Source organism: Caballeronia sp. LZ035, from assembly GCF_031451175.1.
In the GTDB taxonomy this organism is placed as follows: Bacteria; Pseudomonadota; Gammaproteobacteria; order Burkholderiales; family Burkholderiaceae; genus Caballeronia.
Window position 1 is genome coordinate 321,246 of record NZ_JARUXS010000001.1, and the last position, 23,610, is coordinate 344,855.

General features: G+C 59.6%; 20 protein-coding genes. 11 read left to right on the forward strand and 9 right to left on the reverse strand.

What is annotated here, in order from left to right:
• Positions 1-8 precede the first annotated feature (8 nt).
• The gene (locus QCE88_RS01550) at positions 9-659 is read left to right on the forward strand and encodes a DUF4326 domain-containing protein (RefSeq protein WP_309898599.1); all 651 of its coding nucleotides are present in this window, start codon (positions 9-11) and stop codon (positions 657-659) included.
• Positions 660-2,072: 1,413 nt separating this feature from the next.
• The gene (locus QCE88_RS01555; protein WP_309898601.1) at positions 2,073-2,975 is read left to right on the forward strand and encodes a site-specific DNA-methyltransferase; all 903 of its coding nucleotides are present in this window, start codon (positions 2,073-2,075) and stop codon (positions 2,973-2,975) included.
• On the opposite strand, the gene QCE88_RS01560 is transcribed toward QCE88_RS01555, so the two are convergent.
• Both QCE88_RS01560 and QCE88_RS01565 read right to left on the reverse strand, forming a co-directional pair.
• Positions 2,972-3,715 (reverse strand): hypothetical protein, encoded by a 744-nt coding sequence (locus QCE88_RS01560; protein ID WP_309898603.1) that lies wholly within the window; start codon positions 3,713-3,715, stop codon positions 2,972-2,974. The two genes, QCE88_RS01555 and QCE88_RS01560, sit on opposite strands and share 4 nt — an antisense overlap.
• Before the next feature lie 485 nt (positions 3,716-4,200).
• The gene (locus QCE88_RS01565) at positions 4,201-5,973 is read right to left on the reverse strand and encodes an AAA family ATPase (protein ID WP_309898605.1); all 1,773 of its coding nucleotides are present in this window, start codon (positions 5,971-5,973) and stop codon (positions 4,201-4,203) included.
• A gap of 534 nt (positions 5,974-6,507) precedes the next feature.
• Between QCE88_RS01565 and QCE88_RS01570 the strand changes: the two genes are divergently transcribed.
• From QCE88_RS01570 to QCE88_RS01580, 3 genes are all read left to right on the forward strand, one after another.
• A complete protein-coding gene (locus QCE88_RS01570; RefSeq protein ID WP_309898607.1) occupies positions 6,508-6,732 on the forward strand; it encodes a hypothetical protein in 225 nt (74 codons plus the stop codon).
• Positions 6,733-6,752: 20 nt separating this feature from the next.
• Entirely contained in the window at positions 6,753-9,071 is a 2,319-nt protein-coding gene (locus tag QCE88_RS01575) for a hypothetical protein (RefSeq protein WP_309898609.1), read from the forward strand.
• A 469-nt stretch (positions 9,072-9,540) separates the two neighbouring features.
• On the forward strand, positions 9,541-9,972 hold the full coding sequence (locus tag QCE88_RS01580) for a VOC family protein (protein ID WP_309898611.1): 432 nt from the start codon (positions 9,541-9,543) through the stop codon (positions 9,970-9,972).
• On the opposite strand, the gene QCE88_RS01585 is transcribed toward QCE88_RS01580, so the two are convergent.
• Positions 9,962-10,504 carry a YaeQ family protein gene (locus QCE88_RS01585; RefSeq protein ID WP_309898613.1) on the reverse strand — a complete coding sequence of 181 codons (543 nt, stop codon included), beginning with the start codon at positions 10,502-10,504 and terminating at the stop codon, positions 9,962-9,964. The genes QCE88_RS01580 and QCE88_RS01585 overlap by 11 nt on opposite strands.
• Before the next feature lie 259 nt (positions 10,505-10,763).
• The gene (sap1, locus tag QCE88_RS01590) at positions 10,764-11,108 is read right to left on the reverse strand and encodes a surface attachment protein Sap1 (RefSeq protein ID WP_309829863.1); all 345 of its coding nucleotides are present in this window, start codon (positions 11,106-11,108) and stop codon (positions 10,764-10,766) included.
• Positions 11,109-11,509: 401 nt separating this feature from the next.
• On the opposite strand from sap1, the gene QCE88_RS01595 reads away from it, so the two are divergent.
• Positions 11,510-12,136: a LysE family translocator gene (locus QCE88_RS01595; RefSeq protein WP_309898616.1), complete on the forward strand. Its 627-nt coding sequence runs from the start codon at positions 11,510-11,512 to the stop codon at positions 12,134-12,136.
• Positions 12,118-12,603, forward strand: coding sequence for an SgcJ/EcaC family oxidoreductase (locus QCE88_RS01600; RefSeq protein WP_309898618.1), 486 nt, complete (start codon positions 12,118-12,120; stop codon positions 12,601-12,603). The genes QCE88_RS01595 and QCE88_RS01600 overlap by 19 nt, the downstream gene beginning before the upstream one ends.
• A 2-nt stretch (positions 12,604-12,605) precedes the next feature.
• Here QCE88_RS01600 and mnmE read toward each other — a convergent pair whose 3' ends face one another.
• Positions 12,606-13,994: a tRNA uridine-5-carboxymethylaminomethyl(34) synthesis GTPase MnmE gene (gene mnmE / locus QCE88_RS01605; RefSeq protein ID WP_309898620.1), complete on the reverse strand. Its 1,389-nt coding sequence runs from the start codon at positions 13,992-13,994 to the stop codon at positions 12,606-12,608.
• 308 nt (positions 13,995-14,302) lie between these two features.
• Between mnmE and QCE88_RS01610 the strand changes: the two genes are divergently transcribed.
• Positions 14,303-14,719: a transcriptional regulator gene (locus QCE88_RS01610; RefSeq protein WP_309829868.1), complete on the forward strand. Its 417-nt coding sequence runs from the start codon at positions 14,303-14,305 to the stop codon at positions 14,717-14,719.
• Between the two features lie 125 nt (positions 14,720-14,844).
• On the opposite strand, the gene yidC is transcribed toward QCE88_RS01610, so the two are convergent.
• The 4 genes from yidC to rpmH are packed head-to-tail and all read right to left on the reverse strand — an operon-like array spanning position 14,845 to position 17,608.
• Positions 14,845-16,512 (reverse strand): membrane protein insertase YidC, encoded by a 1,668-nt coding sequence (yidC, locus tag QCE88_RS01615; protein ID WP_309898622.1) that lies wholly within the window; start codon positions 16,510-16,512, stop codon positions 14,845-14,847.
• A gap of 8 nt (positions 16,513-16,520) precedes the next feature.
• Positions 16,521-16,856 carry a membrane protein insertion efficiency factor YidD gene (gene yidD, locus QCE88_RS01620; protein ID WP_309833637.1) on the reverse strand — a complete coding sequence of 112 codons (336 nt, stop codon included), beginning with the start codon at positions 16,854-16,856 and terminating at the stop codon, positions 16,521-16,523.
• Between the two features lie 57 nt (positions 16,857-16,913).
• Positions 16,914-17,417: a ribonuclease P protein component gene (rnpA, locus tag QCE88_RS01625; protein ID WP_309898624.1), complete on the reverse strand. Its 504-nt coding sequence runs from the start codon at positions 17,415-17,417 to the stop codon at positions 16,914-16,916.
• Between the two features lie 56 nt (positions 17,418-17,473).
• The gene (gene rpmH / locus QCE88_RS01630) at positions 17,474-17,608 is read right to left on the reverse strand and encodes a 50S ribosomal protein L34 (protein WP_006998755.1); all 135 of its coding nucleotides are present in this window, start codon (positions 17,606-17,608) and stop codon (positions 17,474-17,476) included.
• Between the two features lie 415 nt (positions 17,609-18,023).
• On the opposite strand from rpmH, the gene dnaA reads away from it, so the two are divergent.
• The 3 genes from dnaA to gyrB all read left to right on the forward strand — a co-directional run bounded on the left by dnaA (position 18,024) and on the right by gyrB (position 23,573).
• Positions 18,024-19,598, forward strand: coding sequence for a chromosomal replication initiator protein DnaA (gene dnaA / locus QCE88_RS01635; RefSeq protein ID WP_309898625.1), 1,575 nt, complete (start codon positions 18,024-18,026; stop codon positions 19,596-19,598).
• 274 nt (positions 19,599-19,872) lie between these two features.
• Complete coding sequence (dnaN, locus tag QCE88_RS01640) at positions 19,873-20,976, forward strand: DNA polymerase III subunit beta (RefSeq protein ID WP_309898627.1); 1,104 nt, start codon at positions 19,873-19,875, stop codon at positions 20,974-20,976.
• A 113-nt stretch (positions 20,977-21,089) separates the two neighbouring features.
• Entirely contained in the window at positions 21,090-23,573 is a 2,484-nt protein-coding gene (gene gyrB / locus QCE88_RS01645) for a DNA topoisomerase (ATP-hydrolyzing) subunit B (protein WP_309898629.1), read from the forward strand.
• The last annotated feature ends 37 nt before the right edge of the window (positions 23,574-23,610 follow it).

Consider the following 23,610-nt stretch of genomic DNA (forward strand, 5'->3'; position numbering starts at 1 on the left):
TGCATTTCATGACTACATCAAGCAAAACCACCCTGCTCGTGGCCCTCTCCGAGGGCTTCGTCTTCCCTCGAATTTTTGCGGAGAAGATGGAGCGAATTATCGGTGGCCTATCTGACGCAGCGGTAGTGGTCGTGCAAGATAACCTGTCCATCGCACAGAATTACTTTGAAGAGCGCGGTCTACCGACCCGTATAGAACGTGCTGGGACACGGATGGCCGCAAAGAGTCTCGTTGCCGCCTGCACGCATGTCGTCGTGTTTTGGGGCGGCAGCGACCTTGCCGACATCATCTATTTTTCCCGCCTCCTTCAAAAACATTTGCGTATCGTCCCACTGCGGATCACTACGGTCAGAAATAAGAAGAACGATGAAGAATTCGATGTCTATATCGGTCGTGGAACCAGGTGGGGGAATCCGTATGAAATCGGGCGCGGTCCAGAAGGGCCCAGTCGTGACGAGGTGATTCGAAAGTACAAGGAGCATTTCGAAGCAGATATCTTGTCTGACCCAGAGCGGCGTTTAGCCCTGCTTTCACTTCGCGGATACCGATTGGGTTGTTTCTGCGCCCCTCTCCCTTGTCATGGCGACGTAATCGCGGCGTACCTCAATGCCTATGTCGATCAGGAGGAAGACTCGGCTAGCGACAGCGGGCAAGAATAATTCTGCCTAGGTGTAGTGATGAGCGGCTGCTTTGCGTGACCTGAGCGGACGCTAAAAGAAAATGCTTGTTCGACCGCTTGGCGTCGAGATCGGCCATCCGCTCGAACCTTCTTTTGAAAAGGCGCTGACGTTGTTGCCAATGCGCGCGCAACTTTTCATTGCGCGACGCGCGGGTGGATGGCGCACTGATAGTTGGAGGGCCGGGCAAAGGGTCAGAGTGATTCAGCCTGATACTGACTGTTCCGTCAAATTTCAGTATCCGCGAAATTGAAAATTAAACCTTAGGCCAATGGAGGCGCCGCGAGGGTGCCTGGAAGGGCAGAAAACCGATGCCGCCTCCACGTCAACTCGCCGCCGGCGACCCCGACGATTAAGCGCTGAACAACGGTTGGGCCGATTCCGCGTTTCGGGACGCGTCGCGGCCACAGGGACAGGGAAAGTCTACGTAATGTGGACCTAAGACCTAAGCAATCCACCCGCGTTGTCACCCACTGGCTGCGTGTCCACGTCGATTCGAGTCAGGCTACTGCGCAGTATCGTACATCCAAGCGGCGAAAGCATTTCCTCCGCTATCGGCGGACGCTCGACCTCTGCCACCTGGCGGCGCATGGTAGAAGCCGATGACAAAAGACCTTCGAACTCCCTTGTCCAAGGGGCAGACAGGACGAAGCCTTCGCTCCTATCTGCCGAGAATTCGGGCAGCAACACTCGGACGCTTGACAGTCCGCTGGCGCCCCGCAACGCGTTTAAGTGCTGGTCCGTAGAGCAACGCGGGGACTTTCCATTCGTCCGCACGAGGACTCAGGACGCGCAACCTACCTCTACGCAGAGGCTGAGGCTGCCGCCGGTCACCCAGCCTCTTCGCGTTGCTGGCCGTCTCAGTGTCGGCGGCGTGGCAATCGCGTGAGACTCGCGTTGAGGAGGCCAGGCTGCGATAGCAGCGGTACGTTGGCGCTCGCTGAAGGCGGCGTCCATTTCGGGCAACTTCGGCGCTCTTCCGGGATCTGCACATCATCTCGCAGATTTTTTACTCGAACACTTGCAGGAGACACGACCAGCGCGCGACAATACAGCGTGTAATACGAAAACCAATCAGGTTTTCGCGTGACAACCAATAAGAACCAGAGGAATAACATGGCCCGACCGAACGTAGCGGAACCGAAGGAGACGACGGCCTCAGTCCGCTTGAGCTCCGCCGAAAAAACATCGCTGGAACAACGCGCAAAGTCGCTCGGACACCGTACGTTAAGCGATTATCTTCGGGCTCTCGCTCACACCGATATGGACAGAGCAACTCCGAAAATGAGACCGCCGCGCATCGCGCGTCCCGTCACCGAATTTCACAGCACGAACTTCGGAACGATGTGGAACGGTGATTCACTCGACTGGATGGACGCACGAGAGGCGTCAAGCGTGAACCTGATCATGACTTCGCCGCCTTTCGGCCTCGTCCGTAAGAAGATCTATGGCAATGAAGATGCCCATGCATATTGCGATTGGTTCCGACCGTTCGCGGAGGGATTCAAGAAGGTTTTGCGCGATGACGGCAGCCTCGTCATTGACATTGGCGGCGCGTGGAAGTCTGGCACACCTACTCGGTCTCTGTACCACTTCGAGCTGTTGATCATGCTATGCGAGGAGTACGGCTTCCATCTTGCACTCGAACATTACTGGTGGAATCCGGCGAAGCTGCCTACACCAGCCGAATGGGTCAACGTGCGCAGGGTGCGCCCAAAGGACGCGGTGAATTGCATATGGTGGCTCTCCAAGACTCCGTTTCCGAAAGCGAGTAATCGACGCGTCCTCACGCCGTACAGCTCGTCGATGAAGCATTTGCTCAAGAACGGCTATCAGGCCAAGACTCGCCCATCGGGCCACGTTATATCGGAGAAGTTTGGCCGCGACAATGGCGGCTCCGTGCCACCAAACCTGCTGGCAATCGCCAACACTGAATCGAACGGAACATACCAAGCTTATTGTCGTGATCGTGGCCTCGACATTCACCCGGCGCGCTTTCCGGCTGCCTTGCCGGAATATTTTATCCGCATGACTACGGACCCCGGCGACTTCGTGTTCGACCCGTTTGGCGGATCATGCGTCACTGGCGCTGTGGCGGAAGCTTTGGGCCGCCACTGGGCAAGCGTTGAAATGAACGCCACTTATCTTGAAGGGGCGATGGCTCGATTCGCAGGGCCGAAGATGCCAACCGCGGCGGAAAAACCATCCTCTTACACCATAAACACGCCTTGCGCGACGCCAGTTGATGAGGCAGAGGTTGCGCTGATCGCAGACGGAGGCGCCGCTCGCGCCGCCTAGGCACCGGCAAGAACGGACATCGCCCACGAACCAAGGGCAGTGCTCCCGAGATCGGACAAGCCAACGCAACCAACCGGGCCGGTCCCGACCGTCAACGGCACATTGTCGCGGTCTGCAAGGGCGATGAGACTTCTGGACAGAATAGCGGCCGAGTTGTCGCCTTGCCTGAAGGCTGCGTCGCGAGCGTAGCCGGTCAACTGGTTGCATGCTTCGAGAATCGCCCCCGGCACGGACGACGACGAACCAAACCACTTGCACTCCACGATGGCGAGGATTCGACCCCGCCGCTCGATGGTCAGATCGGCGCGAGCCGTTCCGACCGCTACACCTAACGATTCTGCCAAGTCTGCGGCCATCCTCTCGCCCTCGTCCAGTTCCTCCTCGGGACGTGAACGGATTGCCCGCTGCCACCACACGTCGACGTCCCCTATGCACGCCGCCGGCCTTCCGGCCACGAACGATGCATCTAATGCGCACGGCACGCCAGCCGCAGCAGATAACGCCTCAGCGATCTCAAGCAGACACGCCATCTCGAAGCGACGCCATGTCTCTAGACGGGGCAGAACATCGGATGCAAGCAGTTCCGCCAAGCTTTCTCGCTCAAGCGCTTCGACGCGAAGGAGCGCCGAAGCACAGTCCCACGCAAGACGGTAAAGCGGCGCGCGCGCCTTCGCCGCCTGCCTTCGTTCGTGGGCAACTATCCGCGCTTTGCCCGCCGGGGACGACAGAATATCGCGCAACGGTGCCGTCCTCAGTGCGGCGTCGATTACCGATAGTCTTTCTCTGGCCGGCCCGTCGAACAAGCCTCGGCGCGCATGGAGCGCTGCGGCGCGCAGGGCACCCCGAGCAGAGTCAAGGGTTTTGGCGAGTACGCGATTTGGACCAGAAATCCACGTACCGGCCGCCTCGGTAACGACAAATGCCGCAGGGTCACACGAGATTGCTTGGATCAGCGCCGACGCTGCCGCGTCGGGAGTCCCCGGGAGTTCACCGGTTACTTCGCGGCGCATATCTCTAAGTGCGCCCGCTATCTCTCTCGGCCTTGTGGCACACCGCAGCGCGAGCGCGCCGACTGGACCGGACAGCGCCCACCACATTCGCAAAGCATTCAAATCCTCTTCCCGAAGCGTGTCCGTTGCGCCGCCATAGGCCGAGCGCTCTCCTCCTCTCAAATGACGAATGAGACCACGCAGGCACAGGGATTCGAGCCTCATCTCCGCGGGCGTCAAGCCGAAAACTCCCGACAGTCAGCTTTGAGGCGGCCCGCCCTCTCAGCGTCGAGCGCCCATGCGGCTGCAACGCCGTCGGCAAGGTCAGTCGCTTCGCGCGGCGAAAGGCCGTCCATAAGCGGCAACACACACATTCGAAACGCAGACAGAAAGGCTTCCGCCGCCGCTCCAACCGGAAGTGCAAACGGGTCGATGCCAAGATTCAACGCGTCGAGTGTCTTGAGAAAATCGACGATCGGCGCGCCACCAATTTCGCGAGCGATATTGACGACACGCCACATGGAGCCAACCGGATTTGCGGGGGTTGGAACGGGAACTGTCATGCCGAGTCTGCCAGCCATCTCGCTTATGAATGCTTCTGGATCGGATGGAGCGCCCACCTTGATCCAGGCGAACCGCCGGCTCAGAGCATAGGAGAGTTGGCCCAATTGGGTCTTGTCATATGTGTTCAGCGTGCATATTAACCGCCAAGCTGGTTGCGGTGCGTGCTCATGGGCTGCCATATCCCGACGTGGCTCGGGGAGCACCACGTGGAACGGGCTCTGTGGATCGGCGACATCAGCACGGCAAGGCAGAACGGATGACTGTCCAGATAAAATTGAAAACAGAGGGCCAAGGACCTTGTCAATTGGACATCGGTTAAGTTCATCGATGATTGAAGGTTTGTCGAAGTTCCGAAGCAGCGCGCCGGGAATGAACCCGATGGCCCCTGCGCCGAGCGGCTGATAGCCGCCAACAAGGTCCTGCGTGCTCCACGCGGATGACGCTGTCAGCATCAAATACGAACCGTCCCCATCGTCGCGCTCGGAAAGCTCTCGGGCGAGATACTCGGCCAAAGTCGTTTTGCCCGTCCCGGGCGGTCCGTACAAAATGACGTGTCGCTTGCCGGAGTTAATCGCTGCCTCAATCTGGCGATATACCGAGGGATCGATACCAACCAAAGCGGTATCCTCAGCCAGCGCAAAAGGCTCTGCGGCTGGTGAGGGAGCGAACACAGCAGACAAATCAGCCACAAGTTGATCGCGGCTCAGAGCATCCGCTCCATCATAGAGTTGCGCTCCGGTCAAGGTCGCGACCGCCTCCGCAACCTCCGCGTAAGTGGTCCCGCTAGCCATTGGTGCGGCAGCCGGTACTTTGACGATCGCGCGAAACGAAATCGCATTTGTACTCCGGGTGTCGCGAACACCGAAATCCACGGTTCCAGCGGCCGGGTCAAAGTTGCTGAGTGGTACGCTGGAGTTGCCGCCTGGAAGTCGTGTAGCAAAAGCCAAAACCAGCAGATATTCCCAACCTTGTGGGAATTCCCACTGAGCTGCCGGACCAGGCGGTTTGATTGCTGGCAAGACGCGTGAGACGAATACTACGCAATTTCCGGCATGGTTATTAGCGTATCCCACGGATCGCCCCAAAGCTATTGAATTGCCAGCAGCATCGCGCGCTAATCTGGCAATCGGAGGTCCCCCGCTAATCGGCACTTCGACCTGTACGATCCAGCGAGGCGGCTTGCTCGATATCGATTGCGGATTACGCCAGAAGCCGGAGGTCGAGTCGGTGGGTTCAGACAGTTCGAGGTCTCTCGTTCCCGAACTTTTCATTGCGAGTCCCCTTGGCGTGAGGAGACTCGTCTGAAGATCGTCCTTGAGCGCTTTGAAAACGCCCAAAACATCATTTGAAGGCAGCGGCGCGGCCACTTCATACTCCTTATTCTTCTTCGATAACTGCGCATCTTCCGGATTCGCGCACGACCGGTCAATCTTTTCTGATTGCAAGGCGACGATCTTGGCGGACTGTTGGCGAGCCTCGCGTAAGGCGTTGGGGCTCGCCTATAACTGGGCGCAAAATAACGCCTCTACGGAGCATGGACTGGGACGCCGACCAGTCGCGCATCGCAATGCAACGCGACCCAATTTAAGGTTGAGTTGGAGCGCAAGACGGTCAAGCGTACATCTGCGTCCTTCATTAAGGGCTGTAAGTTCCGGTTTGTCTCTTTTTAGAACAACCCGCAGGTCCTCACCTGTTCCGCCCGCAGGAACCGATCGGTTCTGATTTTTTTGCGCCTAAACATCGCCTCAGGAAATTAGGTTCTATCGGCCCATGACTTCATCTCGGTCGATCATCAAGCACATATGTGACCCCGTAAGCCGCACTCGTGCGAGGAAGCGTTCGTCGAAGGACTGCATCCGGCCAATCTGCGCGTACAATCTTGAAATATGCGACACATATTGGAAATATGACGCAGATTATAAAAATATTTTGACATTGCAATGATGTGTCTGTAGGATGAGTCGTATGTGGAGGATGTGATGGAAACCAAGAAGGAAAAATTTGTCCGACTTGCTAATGCCCGAGTGACGAGGGCGTTAAATGACATCCGGCTCATTGGCAATCTTTCAAACCGATCCCATTACGAGTATTCGGACGAGGATGTTAAGAAGATCGTGCGCGCGCTTGAAGACGAAATCAGGACCTTGAAGTCGCGGTTTGAAAGTGCGCCTGACACGCGCGCCACCGAGTTTTCTTTAGAGTGATCGGCCGGGGAGGATGGGAGATGGACGCACGTGATCTTTATGACGCGTTGATAAGCGCAAGCTCCGTCGCGGCGTTAGAGGCAACACTTACTGAGTGGCGAGAAGGTCATGCGACAGACGACGAGTTGCCCGTAGGCAAGCGTCCCAACAATCGCGGTGCCATCGAGGTCGCAGCAGACGCTGGGCGTTCGCTGATTGAGCGCGTCACCAATGCTCATGATGCGATCCTGGAGCTTGAACACAACGCCCACAACGGCGTTCCCGAGTGCCGCTCGCCGAGAGAGGCGGCGGAAGCTTGGCTTGGGGTGCCGCCGAATACCGGATTGGCCGGACTAACCGTGAAACGGCGGCAAGATCTCGCCGCGGGAACCATAGTCCGTTTGGAGCCAGGCGAGGGGTCGCAGTCTCGGCTTGTGTCTGTCATCGATCGGGGTGTGGGCATTGGCGCTGATCGGATGGAAGACACCATTCTGAGCCTCAACGAGAGCAATAAGATCCAGAAACATTATCTGGCTGGTACGTATGGTCAAGGCGGTTCGAGCACTTACGCCTTCTCAAAGTATGTGTTGATTGCCTCCCGCGCTATCGGATCAGATGATATTGCATTCACAGTCGTCCGCTATGCCGATCTTCCCGCAGAAGACTACAAGACTGGCCGGTACGTTTATCTGGCAGATGGTGGCAAAATTCTTTCAATCAAGGCGCGAGCGGGCGACATTGAGAATGGTACGCTTATTCGCCACTTCGGATTTGACCTGTCAAACTACGGTGCCTCGATAGGGCCGAAAAGTCTTTATGGAGTGTTGCAGCGAGTTCTTTTTGATCCCGTCGCGCCGATTCGCTTTGAAAATCAGGTGCATAAATGGAACCGTGTGATAAAAGGCTCGCGGAATGCACTAAACGGGGCGGTAGATGCGGATGATGATTCAAAAGGACCGGACCTTGATTACAGTTTGCCGCTGTTCAACATTACGTTGGGGGATCACGGTGACATCGCAATCGAATATTGGGTCTTAAAACAAAAAACCGATGAACATGGCAAGGTAAGCGGCGTACCCTCGGACTTGTTTGTTGATTCAAAGCGACCGATCGTGCTAACGCATAACGGCCAGAACCAGGGCGAAATCTCGGCCCTGCTCATTCGACGTGATGCCGACCTACCATTTCTGCGTAATCGTCTCATCTGCCATGTGAACTGCGATCGTCTTTCTGCTTCGGCAAAGAGGCAATTGTTTTCGTCAACGCGGGAACAGTCGCGAGAAGGATTCGTACTCGCGAGGATCGAAAAGGAACTGATCAGTATTCTCAAGACGGATGATGAACTTAAGCGCCTCAATGAAGAGGCGAAGGATCAGAGCCTGAGGGAAAGCAACGAATCCGCAGAAAAGCAGATGAGGCGGCAGGTGGCAAAGCTGCTCCGTATGGCAGGCGCAACTCCAACCGAGGCGGGGGCAAGCGCTTCGAAGGGTGCCGGAGATAACGCAGTAACGCCCAAGAAAGCGCGCGCGAAACTCGAACCAATAGTTCCCAGTGAGCCGCCCACCTATATTCAAATTGTCGTCGACGATGAACCGATCACGTTCTACGGAGGGCAACGCCGTTACATCAGGATTGAAACCGACGCGAACTCGGATTATCACGACGCGAGTGACTCTAAGAAGTCGAGAATCAACATAGCCGTTGGAGATGACCTGAGGGTCATCGGCACGAGCCCGCTGAGTGGGGGGCGTATGCGAATCGGCATCGAGTGTTCGACCACGGTTGCATCTCTGTCGAAAGGCAGTATTCGTGTCGAGCTGTACCGTCCCGGCCTGTCGGCATTGAGTGATGAGAAAGCGTACGAAGTCATTGATGCGCCTAGGCCGAAGGATCGCTCGCAGGCTGCGGTTTTTCCAGACTTCAAAGTAATCCCCGTGGCCGGCCCCGACGACGAGCGATGGTCGGATGTATCTGACGATAGCGGCAGCGTGGACGTTACGAAGCATGCGAGCGGCGCATTCATGGACAATGGGACGCTGCTGATCTACTACTCCGAGGTGTATCCACGATATGCGACGGAGCGCAAGAAGCTCGAGCAAAGATCACCAGCACTGGCCAATTCATTCTCGAAACGGTATGAGCTTTGGTTGGCGGTGCACGCCTTGCTCGTACAGCAAGCTCGTGAAGACGCCGACGCTGCCGTGCTTGATCCCGACGCTGCCGTGGTTGATCCCGATGATGACGATGCGAAAGAGCTTGGTCGCCAAGAGCGATGCAGACTTGCCACGATTGCCTCGATGGTTGCGGCACAGGAAGTCCGTACTGGCATCATGACGGAAGATTCAGACGCGGCGGCGTAGGCCTAGAAGCAGCCGGCTCGTCCTCGGGCCGATCGCTTTATGTGGCCAACCAATATTACGTGAAGCTCTCAGTCTCATTGGTCTTGCGACCGACAAACGGCACGGATCGGTTATAGATGAGGCCGTGCTCCAATTTCAACCATTCCGCGCGGCCTTCAAATTTGTGGGATGCGAGACGCCATACTCCTTCGCCAAGCCACGGGCCGTTGCGCCCGCCGCTAGCGGATAGGGCCAATACGCACAGCGACAACGCAACCGCGAACAATGGAGGCGAAGCCGGTAGGGGGCAACTATGGGGGCACCGTTAGAAAGAAGATGCTAAGGTTCGTTGGCTGGCAGGCGTTTGGTTCCTTAGTTGGATAGTCCTCCTCCCACGAATCCAAAAGGCCTGGCCTAACCCGCCAGGCCTTTCTCATTTCCGCCTACCCCGCGCTAAACTTCCTCGCACCCCCACCGCGAGCGCCCTGCCATGCCCTTCACCATCCGCGAAATCGATCACGTCGTGATCCGCTGCGCTGACCTCGACAACATGGTGAGCTTCTACCGCACCGTGCTGAATTGCCCGATCGAAAAGGAACAGCGCGACCTAGGCCTGATCCAAATGCGCGCCGGCCGCTCCCTGATCGACCTCCTGAGCGTAGGCGCAAAAATCGACCGACCGGACAGCGGCAACCCAAGGGCAGGCCGCAACATGGATCACCTCTGCGTACGCGTCGAGCCCTTCGACGCCCAAGCAATCCGCGCTCACCTCGAAAAACACAACGTGAACATCGGCGAAGAAGCGCGACGTTACGGCGCTAAGGGCTACGGCCCTTCCCTCTACCTCTTCGACCCCGAGGGCAACATGATCGAACTCAAGGGACCGCCTGAAGCGTCAGCCGACAAACCCATCACCCCTTAAGCACGCTCCACCGCAGCTCGACAGCATCGGCCGTCTCGCTACCCAGGGAAGCCTCCCCATCCTGCATCATCAACTGCAAGCGCATCGTCCGTTCGGCCAGCTTGCCGAGCGCGTCGCTGACGCCTTCCTCAAGCGACCAGACCGTCACATTGCGCAACCGCTCGATCTTGCCCTTCACACCCTGCCACCAGATGTCCGCCGTCCGGCCCGCATAAGCAATGACAATCACGCGCCCGGAGCGGCCGCTCGCCTTGGCAATGCGTCGTTCGTCCGGCTGACCCACCTCGATCCACGTCTCGATCTGCCCCGTGAGATCCTTCTGCCATAGATCGGGCTCATCGGTGTCGGAAAGGCCTTTGCAGAATTCCAATCGTTCGCTCGCGAAGAGCGCAAAGGCGGCAATGCGCACCATCATGCGTTCGTCCGTTTCGGACGGATGACGCGCGATGGTCAGGGAATGATCGCCGTAGTAGTGGCGATCCATGTCGGCAATCTGAAGCTCTGCCTTATAGATGGTGGATTTGAGAGCCATTCAGCGTCGGCGCCGGCTGCTTGGCCGGCGAATCAGGTGAGCAAAAGCGGTCGGTGCGGCGCACACGAACACGAACACGCGCGACCGGTATTGTGCGGGGAATCCGAGGGAAATGGGAAGACGTGACGACGCACGCGCACTAAAAAGTCCGACGCGTGGGAAAAGAAGACCTAAGCTGAAAGCCGAAGCAAAACACACCAACCGACGCGATTAGAAAATCGCGCCGTACAAATCAAATGCAAGTGAAATACGGACCAGATTATTGATCGATGAAACGATCCGTCGTCCACATGCCTTGTGTATCGCTGTTCGCCGCATTGACGAACTCGACGTCATGACCGACGACGCGTAATACACGGAAGTGAGAGTCGACTGGAGTCGAAATACACTCGAAGCCTTCGAAATACTGCTGCATCTTCTGATGCTCTCCGGCTTTCTGGTGCTGATCGGCCGAATCAAACTTGTCTTTCGACAAGCACCCATACGAATTAGGCCGGAAGGTGAAGGTCTGCTGGGGCTGAACAACGCTGTCCTGGGCTTGCGCGGTGGACACAATGGCGAAAAGGCCGACCATCGCAAAAAGAGCAGTGGCGCGTTTCTGCATATATTTAGCCTCCGAACGACTTATCACTCGAAATTAGCTACGTATTTAAAAGCGGTTGACCGCAAAAGTCATGCTAGTGGAGTGAGAAAAAGTTGCAAGCACAAGTTGTGTGCGTTCGCAACAAGGCAGAATGTCGCGGCGTGGCCGCTTGCCATCGGCTAACGGCAGCGATTAACCGAAAAAACCTGAAAGGCGGCCAATCGGAAATGAAAGATTTCGTACTGCGTCATTCCGTCGCTGAAAATCTCCCAAGAATGCTCATATTGCACCGCACGATTTTGCGTTCATCAGCGCGTCGGTAGCCCCGCGCAATCGCATCGAGCCGTCAAGCTGGCCAAGCGGCCTATTGCCACATCCTTGCGTTCATGGATAAATCGACGCTTCGACTTCAGGAGAAAACAATGACCCTTGCACAATGGTTGCCGTTTGCGATCGCCTCCGCGATTCTCGTCGCCATCCCCGGGCCCACCGTGTTGCTGGTTGTCTCTTACGCGCTCGGTCATGGGCGCAAGTTCGCGCTGGCCACTACGCTGGGCGTCGCACTGGGCGATCTCACCGCAATGACCGCGTCGATGCTTGGACTCGGCGTGCTGCTCGCGGCCTCGGCCGAATTGTTCATGCTCGTCAAATGGATCGGCGCGGCCTATCTCGTTTATCTCGGCGTGAAGCTGTGGCGGGCGCCGGTCATCGATACCGATGCCCCTCAACCCACAGGCGAGGTCCGCATGAGCCGCATCATCGCGCACGCATATGCCGTCACGACACTCAACCCGAAGAGCATCATTTTCTTCGTCGCGTTCGTGCCGCAATTCGTCGATCCGCATACCGCGAGTGTGTCGCAGATTGCGATTCTGGAGGCCACCTTCGTCGGTCTGGCCGCGGCCAACGCGTTCGCTTACGCGCTGCTTGCCTCCGGCGCGCGCAAGGCGATTCGCAAGCCATCGGTCCAGCGGGCCGTGAATCGCACCGGCGGGGCGCTCCTGATGGGAGCGGGCATCTTTGCCGCGGCATGGAAAAAGGCGGCATGAGCCAGTTGGAAGACTGGACGACGAGCGCGCGGCGGGTCTACTTCGGGCTGCTGGAAGACTGGAACCGCCAGGACGCCTGCGCACTGGCGGGGCGCTTTGCCGAACGCGGCAGCCTCGTCGGGTTCGACGGCAGTCCGGTTGATGGCCGCGCCTGTATCGAAGCTCATCTGCGGCCCATCTTCGAGCAACACCCAACGCCGCTCTTCGTCGCGAAAGTGCGCGAGGTGCGGTGCATGGCGAATGGGCACACGCTGCTCGTGCGCGCGATCGCGGGCATGTGGCCCCGTGGCGCGACCGCACTCGATCCAAAGCTGAACGCCATCCAGACAATGGTGCTTTCGCTGTGCGACGGCGTTTATCGGATCGAAACGTTTCAGAACACGCCTGCAGCGTTTCACGGGCGCCCGGAGGAGGTCGAGAGGCTCAGCAGCGAACTAACCGAAGTCGGCAAGCCGCACGGACTGTGAGCCTACTTGCCGATACAAAAGCGGCTGAAGATCACGCCGAGCAGGTCATCGGAGCTGAACTCGCCAGTAATCGCGTTGAGCTTCTCCTGCCCGAGCCGCAGCTCTTCGGCAAACAAATCGAGCACTTGCGAGCGCTGATCAGCATGTCCCGCAGCCAGCGCGAGATGTTCGCGAGCCTCGCGCAACGCAATCAGATGTCGCTCGCGTGCCAGATAGACACTCTCGGCGCCCGCCTGCCAGCCTGCGATCTTGAGCAACTCGTCACGCAGCAGCGCGATGCCGTCGCCATGCTTCGCTGAGAGTTGCACGACGCGAATGTGGCCGTCGGCATCGTGCGCAGCGGCGGGCATGCCGGCCAGATCGGTCTTGTTCATGATCCGCACGACCGGCACGCCTTGCGGAAAGCGCGCGGCGATCTCCTGGTCCGCGCTGTTCAAACCCTCGCGTGCGTCGAGCAGGTGCAGCACCACGTCGGCGCGCTCGATCTCGCCCCACGTCCGCTCGATGCCAATTCGCTCCACCTCGTCCAGCGTCTCGCGCAGACCCGCTGTGTCGATGATATGTAGCGGGATGCCTTCGACCTGAATCGTCTGCGCCACTTTGTCGCGCGTGGTTCCGGCAATCGGCGTGACGATGGCGAGTTCCGCGCCCGCCAGCGCATTCAACAGCGACGATTTGCCGACATTCGGTTGCCCCGCCAGTACCACTGAGAGACCTTCGCGCAACAACGCACCCTGGCGCGCGTCGGCGAGCACCGTCTCGAGTTGCTGCCGAATGCGCGCAAGCTTGCCGCGCGCATCGGCGGCTTCGAGAAAGTCGATTTCCTCCTCGGGAAAGTCGAGCGTTGCTTCCACCAGCATGCGCAGATTGATCACGTCCTCGACGAGCGCATGAATCTCACGTGAAAACGCGCCTTCCAGCGAACGCCCGGCTGAACGCGCAGCGGCCTCGGTACTGGCTTCGATCAGATCCGCGACGGCTTCGGCCTGGGCAAGATCGAGCTTGTCGTTCAGAAACGCGCGCCGGGTGAATTCGCCCGGCTCGGCCAACCGCAGCCCAAACGCCCGGCCCACTTCAATCGCACGCTGCAGCACCAGTTGCAGCACGATCGGACCGCCGTGCCCCTGCAATTCAAGCACATGCTCGCCCGTGTACGAGTGTGGAGCTGGGAAGTAAAGCGCGATGCCGCGATCGAGCGCTTCGCCTCCCGCATCCAGGAACGGCACGTAACTCGCATGCCGCGGCGACAGCGTCTCGCCGCACAGCGCCAGCATGACTTGCTGCGCCGCCGACGCCCCCGCTCGCCCTAACGACAGCCGCACCACTCCAATGCCGCCACGTCCGGGCGCGGTGGCGATTGCGACGATTGGATCGGTGTCGTTGCTCAACATGAAGGCAGTGAAAACGGAAGGATCAAGGGTGCGCGCATTGTAGCGCGACGACAAATCCGGACGACTTGCCATGCCAATAGGATGATTCTTGCGCTATCTTATTTGAGATACTCGACTGTAACGCTCGACTTGCCCGCGCTGATGATCGGATCGGCGTATAAGTCAACAATGAAGGACATTGTTGAGGAAATGATGCTGTCGAGAAGCAACAATCCGATCAACGTAAGCAAGATAAATGCGGACGAAACAAGCCATATCTAGCGCAGCTGGTTGACTTGTTGTCAGCGGATATTTCGCACAATTCGGTCATGCCTACACCACAAGAAAAGGCCGATTTTTCTGAGCGGCTGAAATTCTCGATGACCCGCGCACCTGAAAAGATGCGCGGCGCGACCGATCTCGCATTGCATTTCAATCTGCGCTATCGGGGCGAATCGGTTTCGCCTCAGACGGCGCACAAATGGTTGACCGCGCGGTCGATCCCGACCGCCGACAAGCTGAAGACGCTGTCCGAATGGTTCAAGGTCGATCAGCATTGGCTGCACTATGGCCCGCCGCCGAGCGGCAGTCCGAAGGGGCCGCCCAAACCTCTGGCTCGTGACGATAAATATCCGGCGTCGGGCGAGACGCTCGAGCTGGCGACCAAGATCGAGTCACTGTCGCCGCATCATCGGTATTTGCTCGAGGAGCTCATCGAGCAGTTCTATGGGGCGGTGAAGCGGTGAGGCGTCGTCGTCAAACTCCGGCGGAGCACAAGCGCTCACGCTGACTCATCGCCAGAAAGCCATCGCCCAAAAGAAAAACGCCCGGCCAAGCCGGGCGTTCTCACATGCGAATCACAACCGCGCGCTTACGCCGCTTTCTTGCGGTTCTTGCCCATCATGCGCGTGATGTAGTACTGCTGGGCGATCGACAACACGTTGTTCACCACGTAGTACAGCACCAGGCCGGCGGGGAAGAAGAAGAACATGACCGAAAAGGCGATCGGCATGAACATCATCATCTTGGCCTGCACGGGATCCGGCGGCGTCGGGTTCAGCTTGGTCTGTACGAACATCGAGACGGCCATCAGCACCGGCAGGATGAAGTACGGGTCCTGCTGCGACAGATCGTGAATCCACAGAATCCACGGCGCGCCGCGCATTTCCACCGACGACAGCAGCACCCAGTACAGCGAGATGAACACCGGAATCTGGATCACGACCGGCAGACAGCCGCCGAACGGATTCACCTTCTCGGTCTTGTACAGCTCCATCAGCTGCGCGTTCATCTTCTGCGGATCGCCCTTGAAGCGCTCGCGGATCTGCTGCATGCGCGGCGTGATTTCCTTCATGCGCGCCATCGACTTGTAGCTCGCCGCCGACAGCGGGAAGAACACCGCCTTGATGAGCAGCGTCAGCAGCACGATCGCCCAGCCCCAGTTGCCGACGTAGCTGTGGATCTTCTCCAGCAGCCAGAACAGCGGCTTGGCGATGATCGTCACCATGCCGTAGTCCTTCACCAGCTCCAGCCCCGGCGCGATGCCTTCCAGCATGCGCTCTTCTTCCGGACCGGCGAAGAGGCGGGCATCGACGTTGACGCTCTGTCCCGGCGCGATCGTCTGCGCGGGCAGCTTGACGCCGACGCGGTACAGATCCGGATCGATCTTCTCGACATAGATGTCGCGCTTCACGCCTTGTTGCGGGATGAACGCGGACGCGAAGTAATGCTGGACCATCGCAATCCAGCCGTTGTCGGCGGAGTTGACGTAGTCCTGCTTCTTCTTGTCGATGTCGCTGAAGTCGATCTTCTGGAAGTGCTTCTGATCCGTATAGACCGCCGGCCCGATGAACGTGTGCGAGAAGCGCGGCGTTTCCACCGGCGTGTTGTCGCGCACGAGCTCCATGTACACCGAGGGCGAAACCGGCGCCGTGCCGACGTTCTCGATCTTCGTATCGACGTTGATCACATAGCTGCCGCGCGTGAACGTGTAGGTCTTGATGACCTTCACGCCGCCCTTCACCGGCGATTCGAACGCGATCTTCAGCGTCTTCTCGTCGCCGGTCAGCGAGGTCTGGCCGGGAATCGGCGTGAAGACGTCGTTGTGGTTCGGGAAGTCGCCGCCGAGCAGGCCGGTGCGCGCCAGATAAGTATGGTTCGCGGTGTGATCGAACAGGGTGATGTAGAGGTTCGGCTGCTTGCCATCGCCTTCCTTCATCAACGCGAGTTTCGAAAGCGTGCCGCCGCGCGTGTCGATTTCACCCGAGTACACGTCCGTCGAGAACTTGACGACCTGCGCCTGGGCAGTGGCGGGCGGCGTCGTCGTGCCGGGGGCGGCGCCGGCCGGTGCGTTCGGCAGTTCGGAGGGTTGTGCGCCGGGCGTCGCCGATCCGGGTGCGGGGTTGGCGGCGGTCTTGGCCGGCTGCGTCGCGCTCGGGAAGAACATCGACGGGCGCCCATGGTCCCGTTGCCAGTTGTCGAACAGCAAGACAACTGACACGAAGAAGATGACCCATAGGACGGTGCGTTTGATATCCATGCGTTGTCTCAGTGTCGATCGGAAAGCGCTTCAGCGCCGTTTAGTGTTGAAAGCTTGTTGCGCGCGGACGGGTCCGACGATGCGGAATCCGGTTGCGAAGCTGGCTTGTCGGGTTCGCCGACGTGCCCCGGAGGAGCCGGCACGAGATCGATGCCGCCGGCCGAGAAAGGATGGCAGCGGCAGAGCCGTTTGACGGCGAGATACGTGCCGTGCGCGGCGCCATGATACTGGATTGCCTCGCGTGCGTAGTCGGAACAGGAAGGATAAAAGCGGCAGCGATTGCCGAGCAGGGGGCTCACGGCAAGCTTGTAGAAGCGCAACAACGCGATAAGTGCCGTTTGCATAAGCTTCGCGCTGCGCGCCGGGTTCGTCACGGAGACAAAACCTGGCGCATCTGCGCTTCATGACCCGGATGAGCCGCTCGGGCCGGATGAATCGTCGACGGCGGGCGCTTTTGGCGGCTCCGCCACGGAATCGGCCGAACGGCGCGCTGCTTCGCGCACTGCCCGGTCGAACAAGGCTTCCAGTTCCTGACCGATGAGCGCCCGAAGCGGCGGCGAACTCGCGCTCGGCATGGCCTTTCGGTCGATCTTCAAATGCAGCCGCACGAGGATGTCGAAGCCGTTCAACTGCTCGCGCCGCAGCCGGAACACATCGCGCGCCAGCCGCTTGACCAGGTTGCGCGTGACGGCGCGCGGCGCCTGCTTCTTGCCGATGACCAGTCCGAGCCGTGCTGCCTGGCCCGTTGGCTTGCCGTACAGGACGAAGTGCGGCGAACGTCGCCAGGGGCGCAAACGAAAAACGGATGAGAACTCATCCGTTTTCAGCAGCCTTGCGGCCTTGGGGAACGTGGCCTGCGCCGGCAACTGAACGATGTCCTGATTCAAGACTTCTGTGCGGCGCATGATCGGCTCGTCGGCAGGAACGCCGCGAGCGGCCATCTGCGGCAATGCCCGCAGACTCAGACTGCCAGGCGCTTGCGGCCCTTCGCGCGACGAGCGTTGATGACCTTGCGGCCACCCGCGGTCTTCATGCGAACGCGGAAGCCATGGGTGCGCTTGCGGCGCGTCACTGAAGGTTGGTAAGTACGTTTCATGGTGCTCTCACTTGAGTTGATTAACCGCGCGGGCTTGGCTCCAGTGTGATCACTGCAAGCGCGATGGCCGGAGGTTCAGGAATTCTGTTTTCGCGGAACCCGCTATTTAAACTGCTTTTCACTTGACCGTCAATAGCTTAGCGGCAAGCCAAGCGCGCTCAGACTGCTTTTGCAGGCTTCCGGGACCCTGATGTGTCCCTGTGGATAACTCGCGCGCCGGTCTCTTTTGGCGTTAGAATCTCGCCTTACTCCCAAATATCCGCCCGCTGCTTCGGCTCGCTGTCCGCCCGCAAACCCTTGCGGCGTAAGGCTCCGGAGCACGTCTGCTCGGCTGTGCCGGGACTTGCCGCCAACGGACGAACGTTCGGCAAGCACGGCCGTCAGGTGCGCGGAGCAACCAAAACGACCGCATTCGATGAACGATTTCTGGGAACATTGTTCCGCACTGCTGGCGCGCGAACTGACGCCGCAGCAGTACGTCACGTGGATCAAGCCGCTGACCCCGGTCGAATTCGATGCCGATGCGCACACTTTGCGCATCGCTGCTCCCAATCGTTTCAAACTCGACTGGGTGAAAAGCCAGTTCGCCGGACGCATCACCGACGTTGCGCGCGATTTCTTCAGCGCGCCCATCGACGTCCAGTTCGTCCTCGATCCGAAAGCGACCGCGCGCAACGCGCTTGGCGGCGGCCCGAACGCCGCGCCGCGGCCGAGCGCGCCCGTCGCGCCGCGCGCACCGGCGCCGGCGGCGGCCGTGCCGCCCGCACCTTCGGTTGTCGCGCACGCCAACGCGGCGGCGCACATCAACGCCCTCGCTGCCGAAGCCGCGCAGCACGCGCAGTCGACGCCCGAAGACCCGGCCGACCTCGACCTTCCGAGCCTCGATGCCAACGAAGCCGCCGCGGGCCGTCGTACGTGGCGTCCGGGCGGCGCTCCGCCGGCCGGCGGTGAAAACGATTCCGCCTACGAGCGTTCGAAGCTCAATCCGGTGCTGACCTTCGACAACTTCGTGACCGGCAAGGCGAACCAGCTCGCGCGCGCGGCGGCCATCCAGGTCGCGGACAATCCGGGCATCTCGTACAACCCGCTGTTCCTGTATGGCGGCGTGGGCCTCGGCAAGACGCACTTGATTCACGCGATCGGCAATCAGTTGCTGATGGACAAGGCCGGCGCGCGGATCCGCTACATCCACGCGGAGCAGTACGTCTCGGACGTCGTGAAGGCGTACCAGCGCAAGGCGTTCGATGACTTCAAGCGCTATTACCACTCGCTCGACCTGCTGCTGATCGACGATATCCAGTTCTTCTCCGGCAAGTCGCGCACCCAGGAAGAGTTCTTCTACGCGTTCGAGGCGCTGGTCGCCAACAAGGCGCAGGTCATCATCACGAGCGATACGTATCCGAAGGAAATCTCCGGCATCGACGACCGTCTGATCTCGCGCTTCGACTCCGGCCTGACCGTGGCGATCGAGCCGCCCGAGCTGGAAATGCGCGTCGCCATTTTGATGCGCAAGGCGCTGTCGGAAGGCGTGAGCCTGTCGGAGGACGTGGCGTTCTTCGTGGCCAAGCATCTGCGCTCGAACGTGCGCGAACTCGAAGGCGCGTTGCGCAAGATCCTCGCGTACTCGAAGTTCCATGGCCGCGACATCACCATCGAACTGACCAAGGAAGCGCTGAAGGACCTGCTGACGGTGCAGAACCGCCAGATCTCGGTGGAAAACATCCAGAAGACGGTGGCCGACTTCTACAACATCAAGGTCGCCGACATGTATTCGAAAAAAAGGCCGGCTAACATTGCCCGCCCGCGCCAGATCGCGATGTATCTCGCGAAGGAACTGACGCAGAAAAGCCTGCCCGAGATCGGCGAATTGTTCGGCGGCCGCGATCACACCACCGTGCTGCACGCCGTGCGCAAGATCGGGTCCGAGCGCAGCACCGATGCGCAGTTGAACCACGAACTGCACGTCCTCGAACAGACCTTGAAGGGCTAGCGCCCGATTAACGGAGCGCTGCGAGCGCACGCGTCAGATATTGCGCGCGCGGGCCTGTTTTTTGACGAAACGGCCCCCATTTTTAGGGAGCGCGGCCGTTTTGAGGCACAATACAGGTTTAGCCGCTCATGGCCTGGGCGGCTTGGCGTAAAGCTGTCGCGAGTGACCGGCGGGGGGCCGGCAACGCGGGTTACGAGGTTGTCCGTCGGTCAGGGTGGCAAACCCAGTGGTGGCGAAACCGGCGGACGGGCCGACACATCAACGAAGGAACTCTATGCAACTGGTCAAGACCGAACGAGATAATCTTCTAAGGCCGCTGCAAACCGTGAGCGGAATCGTAGAACGCCGCCACACGTTGCCGATCCTCGCCAATCTGCTGATCACCAAGAACGGCGCCGACGTGTCGTTCCTTTCGACCGACCTCGAACTCCAGATCACGACCCGCGCCGACTTCGGCGTCGGCAGCGACCAGGTCGCCACCACGGTCGCCGCGCGCAAGCTGCTGGACATCCTGCGTGCCATGCCTTCGGGTGAAGTCGTGCTCGACCTTTCCGACAAGCGCCTGACCGTGCGCTCCGGCAAGAGCCGTTTCGCGCTGCAAACCCTCGCCGCCGACGAATTCCCGACCGTCAACCAGGCTACTGACTTCGGCGCGAGCCTTTCGGTTCCGCAGAAGACGTTCCGCCAGCTGCTCGGCATGGTTTATTTCGCGATGGCGCAGCAGGACATCCGCTACTACCTGAACGGCATGTTGCTGGTAGTGGACGGCGACCAGCTGATGGCGGTCGCGACGGACGGCCACCGTCTCGCGTTCTCGTCGATGAAGATCGAAGGCTCGTTCCCGCGCCAGGAAGTCATCATTCCGCGCAAGACCATTCTCGAGTTGCAGCGCCTGCTGGAAGACATCGACGACGACTTGAAGATCGATATCGCCGCCACGCAGGTGAAGTTCAGCTTCGGCCAGGTGGAACTCGTGTCGAAGCTGGTCGAGGGCAAGTTCCCGGACTTCCAGCGCGTGATTCCGAAGTCGCACAAGAACAGCTTCGAGATCGGCCGTGAAGAACTCCAGCGCTCGCTGCAGCGCGCGGCCATCCTGACCTCGGACAAGTTCAAGGGCGTGCGCTGCCTCGTCGAGCCGGGCCAGCTCAAGATCATGTCCACGAACGCCGACCAGGAAGAGGCGCAGGAAGAACTGGAGATCGCGTATCAGGGCGATACGGTCGACATCGGTTTCAACGTCACGTACCTGCTCGACGTGCTCGCGAACCTGAAGGTCGACACGCTGACGGTCAGCCTCGGCGACGCCAATTCCAGCGCGCTCATCACGATTCCCGAGAACGAGGAATTCAAGTACGTGGTGATGCCGATGCGCATCTGACCCGCGCATTCACGTGAACACTCCAAGGGGCGGCGCGCCCCTTTGGCGTTTTTAATGGTGTTCAGAAAAGTTCGAGCGGTAACCCAGGCAGTGAAGCAGAACCGGAAAATTCCATGACTGAAAACACAAATTCGCAACCCGACAACACGCCCGACAACAGCTACGGCGCCTCGTCCATTCAGATCCTCGAGGGTCTGGAGGCGGTGCGCAAGCGGCCGGGCATGTATATCGGCGATACGTCGGATGGCACCGGTCTGCATCACCTCGTTTTCGAAGTGCTGGACAACTCCATCGACGAAGCGCTCGCCGGCTACTGCGACGACATTCACGTTGTGATCCACGCGGACAATTCGATTTCCGTGACCGACAACGGCCGCGGCGTGCCGACCGGCCTGAAGCGCGACGACAAGCACGATCCGAAGCGCAGCGCCGCCGAGATCGTCATGACCGAGTTGCACGCGGGCGGCAAGTTCGACCAGAACAGCTACAAGGTGTCGGGCGGCCTGCACGGCGTGGGCGTGTCGTGCGTGAACGCGCTGTCCGAATGGCTGCGCCTGACGGTGCGCCGCGACGGCAAGAAGCACTTCATGGAGTTCGCGCGCGGCGTGGCGCAGAACCGCGAGATCATCGAGGAAAACGGCGTGCAGTATTCGCCGATGCCGGTGGTTGGCGATACCGAGAACCGCGGCACCGAAGTGCATTTTCTGGCTGATGTGACCATTTTCGGCAATGTCGAGTTTCACTACGACATTCTCGCCAAGCGCATGCGCGAGCTTTCGTTCCTGAACAACGGCGTGCGCATCCGCCTGACGGATCAGCGCACGGGCAAGGAAGACGATTTCGCGTTCGGCGGCGGCGTGAAGGGCTTTGTCGAGTACATCAACAAGGCGAAGCAGGTGCTGCATCCGAACGTGTTCCATGCGGTGGGCGAGCGCGAGAACGTGACCGTCGAAGTGGCGATGCAGTGGAACGACAGCTTCAACGAAAGCGTGCTCTGCTTCACCAACAACATTCCGCAGCGCGACGGCGGCACCCACTTGACCGGCCTGCGCGCGGCGATGACGCGGGTCATCAACAAGTACATCGTCGACAACGATATTGCCAAGAAGGCCAAGGTCGAGACGACCGGCGACGACATGCGCGAAGGTTTGTCGTGCGTGCTTTCGGTGAAGGTGCCCGAGCCGAAGTTCAGCTCGCAGACCAAGGACAAGCTGGTGTCGTCCGAAGTGCGCGCGCCGGTGGAGGAAGTCGTCGCGAAGGCGCTCGAGGACTATCTGCAGGAAACGCCGAACGACGCGAAGATCATCACGAGCAAGATCGTCGATGCCGCGCGTGCCCGCGATGCAGCCCGCAAGGCGCGCGAGATGACGCGCCGCAAGGGCGTGCTCGACGGCATCGGGTTGCCGGGCAAGCTGGCCGATTGCCAGGAGAAGGATCCGGCGAAGTCGGAGATTTATATCGTCGAGGGTGACTCGGCGGGTGGCTCGGCGAAGCAGGGACGTGACCGCAAGTTCCAGGCGATCCTGCCGTTGCGCGGCAAGGTGCTGAATGTGGAGAAGGCGCGCTTCGACAAGCTGATCTCTTCGGAGCAGATCGTGACGCTGGTGACGGCGCTTGGGTGCGGTATCGGCAAGGACGATTACAACCTGGACAAGCTGCGCTATCACCGCATCATCATCATGACCGATGCGGACGTGGACGGCGCGCACATCCGGACGCTGCTGCTGACTTTCTTCTATCGGCAGATGCCGGAGATCGTCGAGCGCGGGTTCATTTATATCGCGCAGCCGCCGCTGTACAAGATCAAGGCGGGCAAGGACGAGCGGTATATGAAGGACGCGCATGAGCTGAATCAGCACATGCTGAAGCTCGCCTTGCAAGGCTCGGAACTGATCCCGGCCGAAGGCGCCGATGCAATCGCGGGCGATGCGCTCGGCGAACTGGCGCGGGCGTATCTGCTGGCGCAGGCGGTGATCGATCGGTTGAGCCGGATTTATGATTCGGCGTCGCTCGAGGCGGTGATGGATGGTGTCGTGCTCGATCTGTCGTCGCAAGAGGCGGCGGAGGAATCGGCGAAGCGTCTGGAAGCGCGCCTGCGGGCGGATCCGTTGAAGCCGGAAGTCAACGTCGTGCCGGCCTACGATCAGGTGCGCGAGCTGCGGTCGCTGCATATCAAGCGGCGTCATCATGGGAATGTGAAGGTCTCGGTGATCGATGAAGACCTTCAGTTGACGGCGGATTACAAGCAGCTCGTGTCGACGGCGGATACGTTCAAGGGCTTGATCGGCGAGGGTGCGTTGATCAAGCGCGGTGAGCGGTCGATGGCTGTGACAGACTTCAAGAGCGCGATGAAGTGGTTGATCGCGGATGCCGAACGCAATGTTTCGAAGCAGCGGTATAAGGGGTTGGGTGAGATGAACCCCGGGCAGCTGTGGGAAACGACCATGGATCCGAGTGTGCGGCGGTTGTTGCGCGTGCAGATCGAGGACGCGATCGCGGCGGATGGGATCTTTACTACGCTCATGGGCGATGATGTCGAGCCGCGCCGGGCCTTTATTGAAAGCAATGCGTTGCGGGCGGGGAATATTGATGTTTGAGGGTTAGACAGACCCCGTTTCCGGTTCCACAAACCCG

What these genes read in the sequence shown, in the direction of transcription:
- QCE88_RS01550 (WP_309898599.1), top strand. Translation starts at nt 9, where the DNA reads ATGACTACATCAAGCAAAACCACCCTGCTCGTGGCCCTCTCCGAGGGC.
- QCE88_RS01570 (WP_309898607.1), top strand. Translation starts at nt 6,508, where the DNA reads ATGGAAACCAAGAAGGAAAAATTTGTCCGACTTGCTAATGCCCGAGTG.
- QCE88_RS01575 (WP_309898609.1), top strand. Translation starts at nt 6,753, where the DNA reads ATGGACGCACGTGATCTTTATGACGCGTTGATAAGCGCAAGCTCCGTC.
- QCE88_RS01580 (WP_309898611.1), top strand. Translation starts at nt 9,541, where the DNA reads ATGCCCTTCACCATCCGCGAAATCGATCACGTCGTGATCCGCTGCGCT.
- QCE88_RS01585 (WP_309898613.1), bottom strand. Translation starts at nt 10,504, where the DNA reads ATGGCTCTCAAATCCACCATCTATAAGGCAGAGCTTCAGATTGCCGAC.
- sap1 (WP_309829863.1), bottom strand. Translation starts at nt 11,108, where the DNA reads ATGCAGAAACGCGCCACTGCTCTTTTTGCGATGGTCGGCCTTTTCGCC.
- QCE88_RS01595 (WP_309898616.1), top strand. Translation starts at nt 11,510, where the DNA reads ATGACCCTTGCACAATGGTTGCCGTTTGCGATCGCCTCCGCGATTCTC.
- QCE88_RS01600 (WP_309898618.1), top strand. Translation starts at nt 12,118, where the DNA reads ATGGAAAAAGGCGGCATGAGCCAGTTGGAAGACTGGACGACGAGCGCG.
- mnmE (WP_309898620.1), bottom strand. Translation starts at nt 13,994, where the DNA reads ATGTTGAGCAACGACACCGATCCAATCGTCGCAATCGCCACCGCGCCC.
- QCE88_RS01610 (WP_309829868.1), top strand. Translation starts at nt 14,303, where the DNA reads ATGCCTACACCACAAGAAAAGGCCGATTTTTCTGAGCGGCTGAAATTC.
- yidC (WP_309898622.1), bottom strand. Translation starts at nt 16,512, where the DNA reads ATGGATATCAAACGCACCGTCCTATGGGTCATCTTCTTCGTGTCAGTT.
- yidD (WP_309833637.1), bottom strand. Translation starts at nt 16,856, where the DNA reads ATGCAAACGGCACTTATCGCGTTGTTGCGCTTCTACAAGCTTGCCGTG.
- rnpA (WP_309898624.1), bottom strand. Translation starts at nt 17,417, where the DNA reads ATGCGCCGCACAGAAGTCTTGAATCAGGACATCGTTCAGTTGCCGGCG.
- rpmH (WP_006998755.1), bottom strand. Translation starts at nt 17,608, where the DNA reads ATGAAACGTACTTACCAACCTTCAGTGACGCGCCGCAAGCGCACCCAT.
- dnaA (WP_309898625.1), top strand. Translation starts at nt 18,024, where the DNA reads ATGAACGATTTCTGGGAACATTGTTCCGCACTGCTGGCGCGCGAACTG.
- dnaN (WP_309898627.1), top strand. Translation starts at nt 19,873, where the DNA reads ATGCAACTGGTCAAGACCGAACGAGATAATCTTCTAAGGCCGCTGCAA.
- gyrB (WP_309898629.1), top strand. Translation starts at nt 21,090, where the DNA reads ATGACTGAAAACACAAATTCGCAACCCGACAACACGCCCGACAACAGC.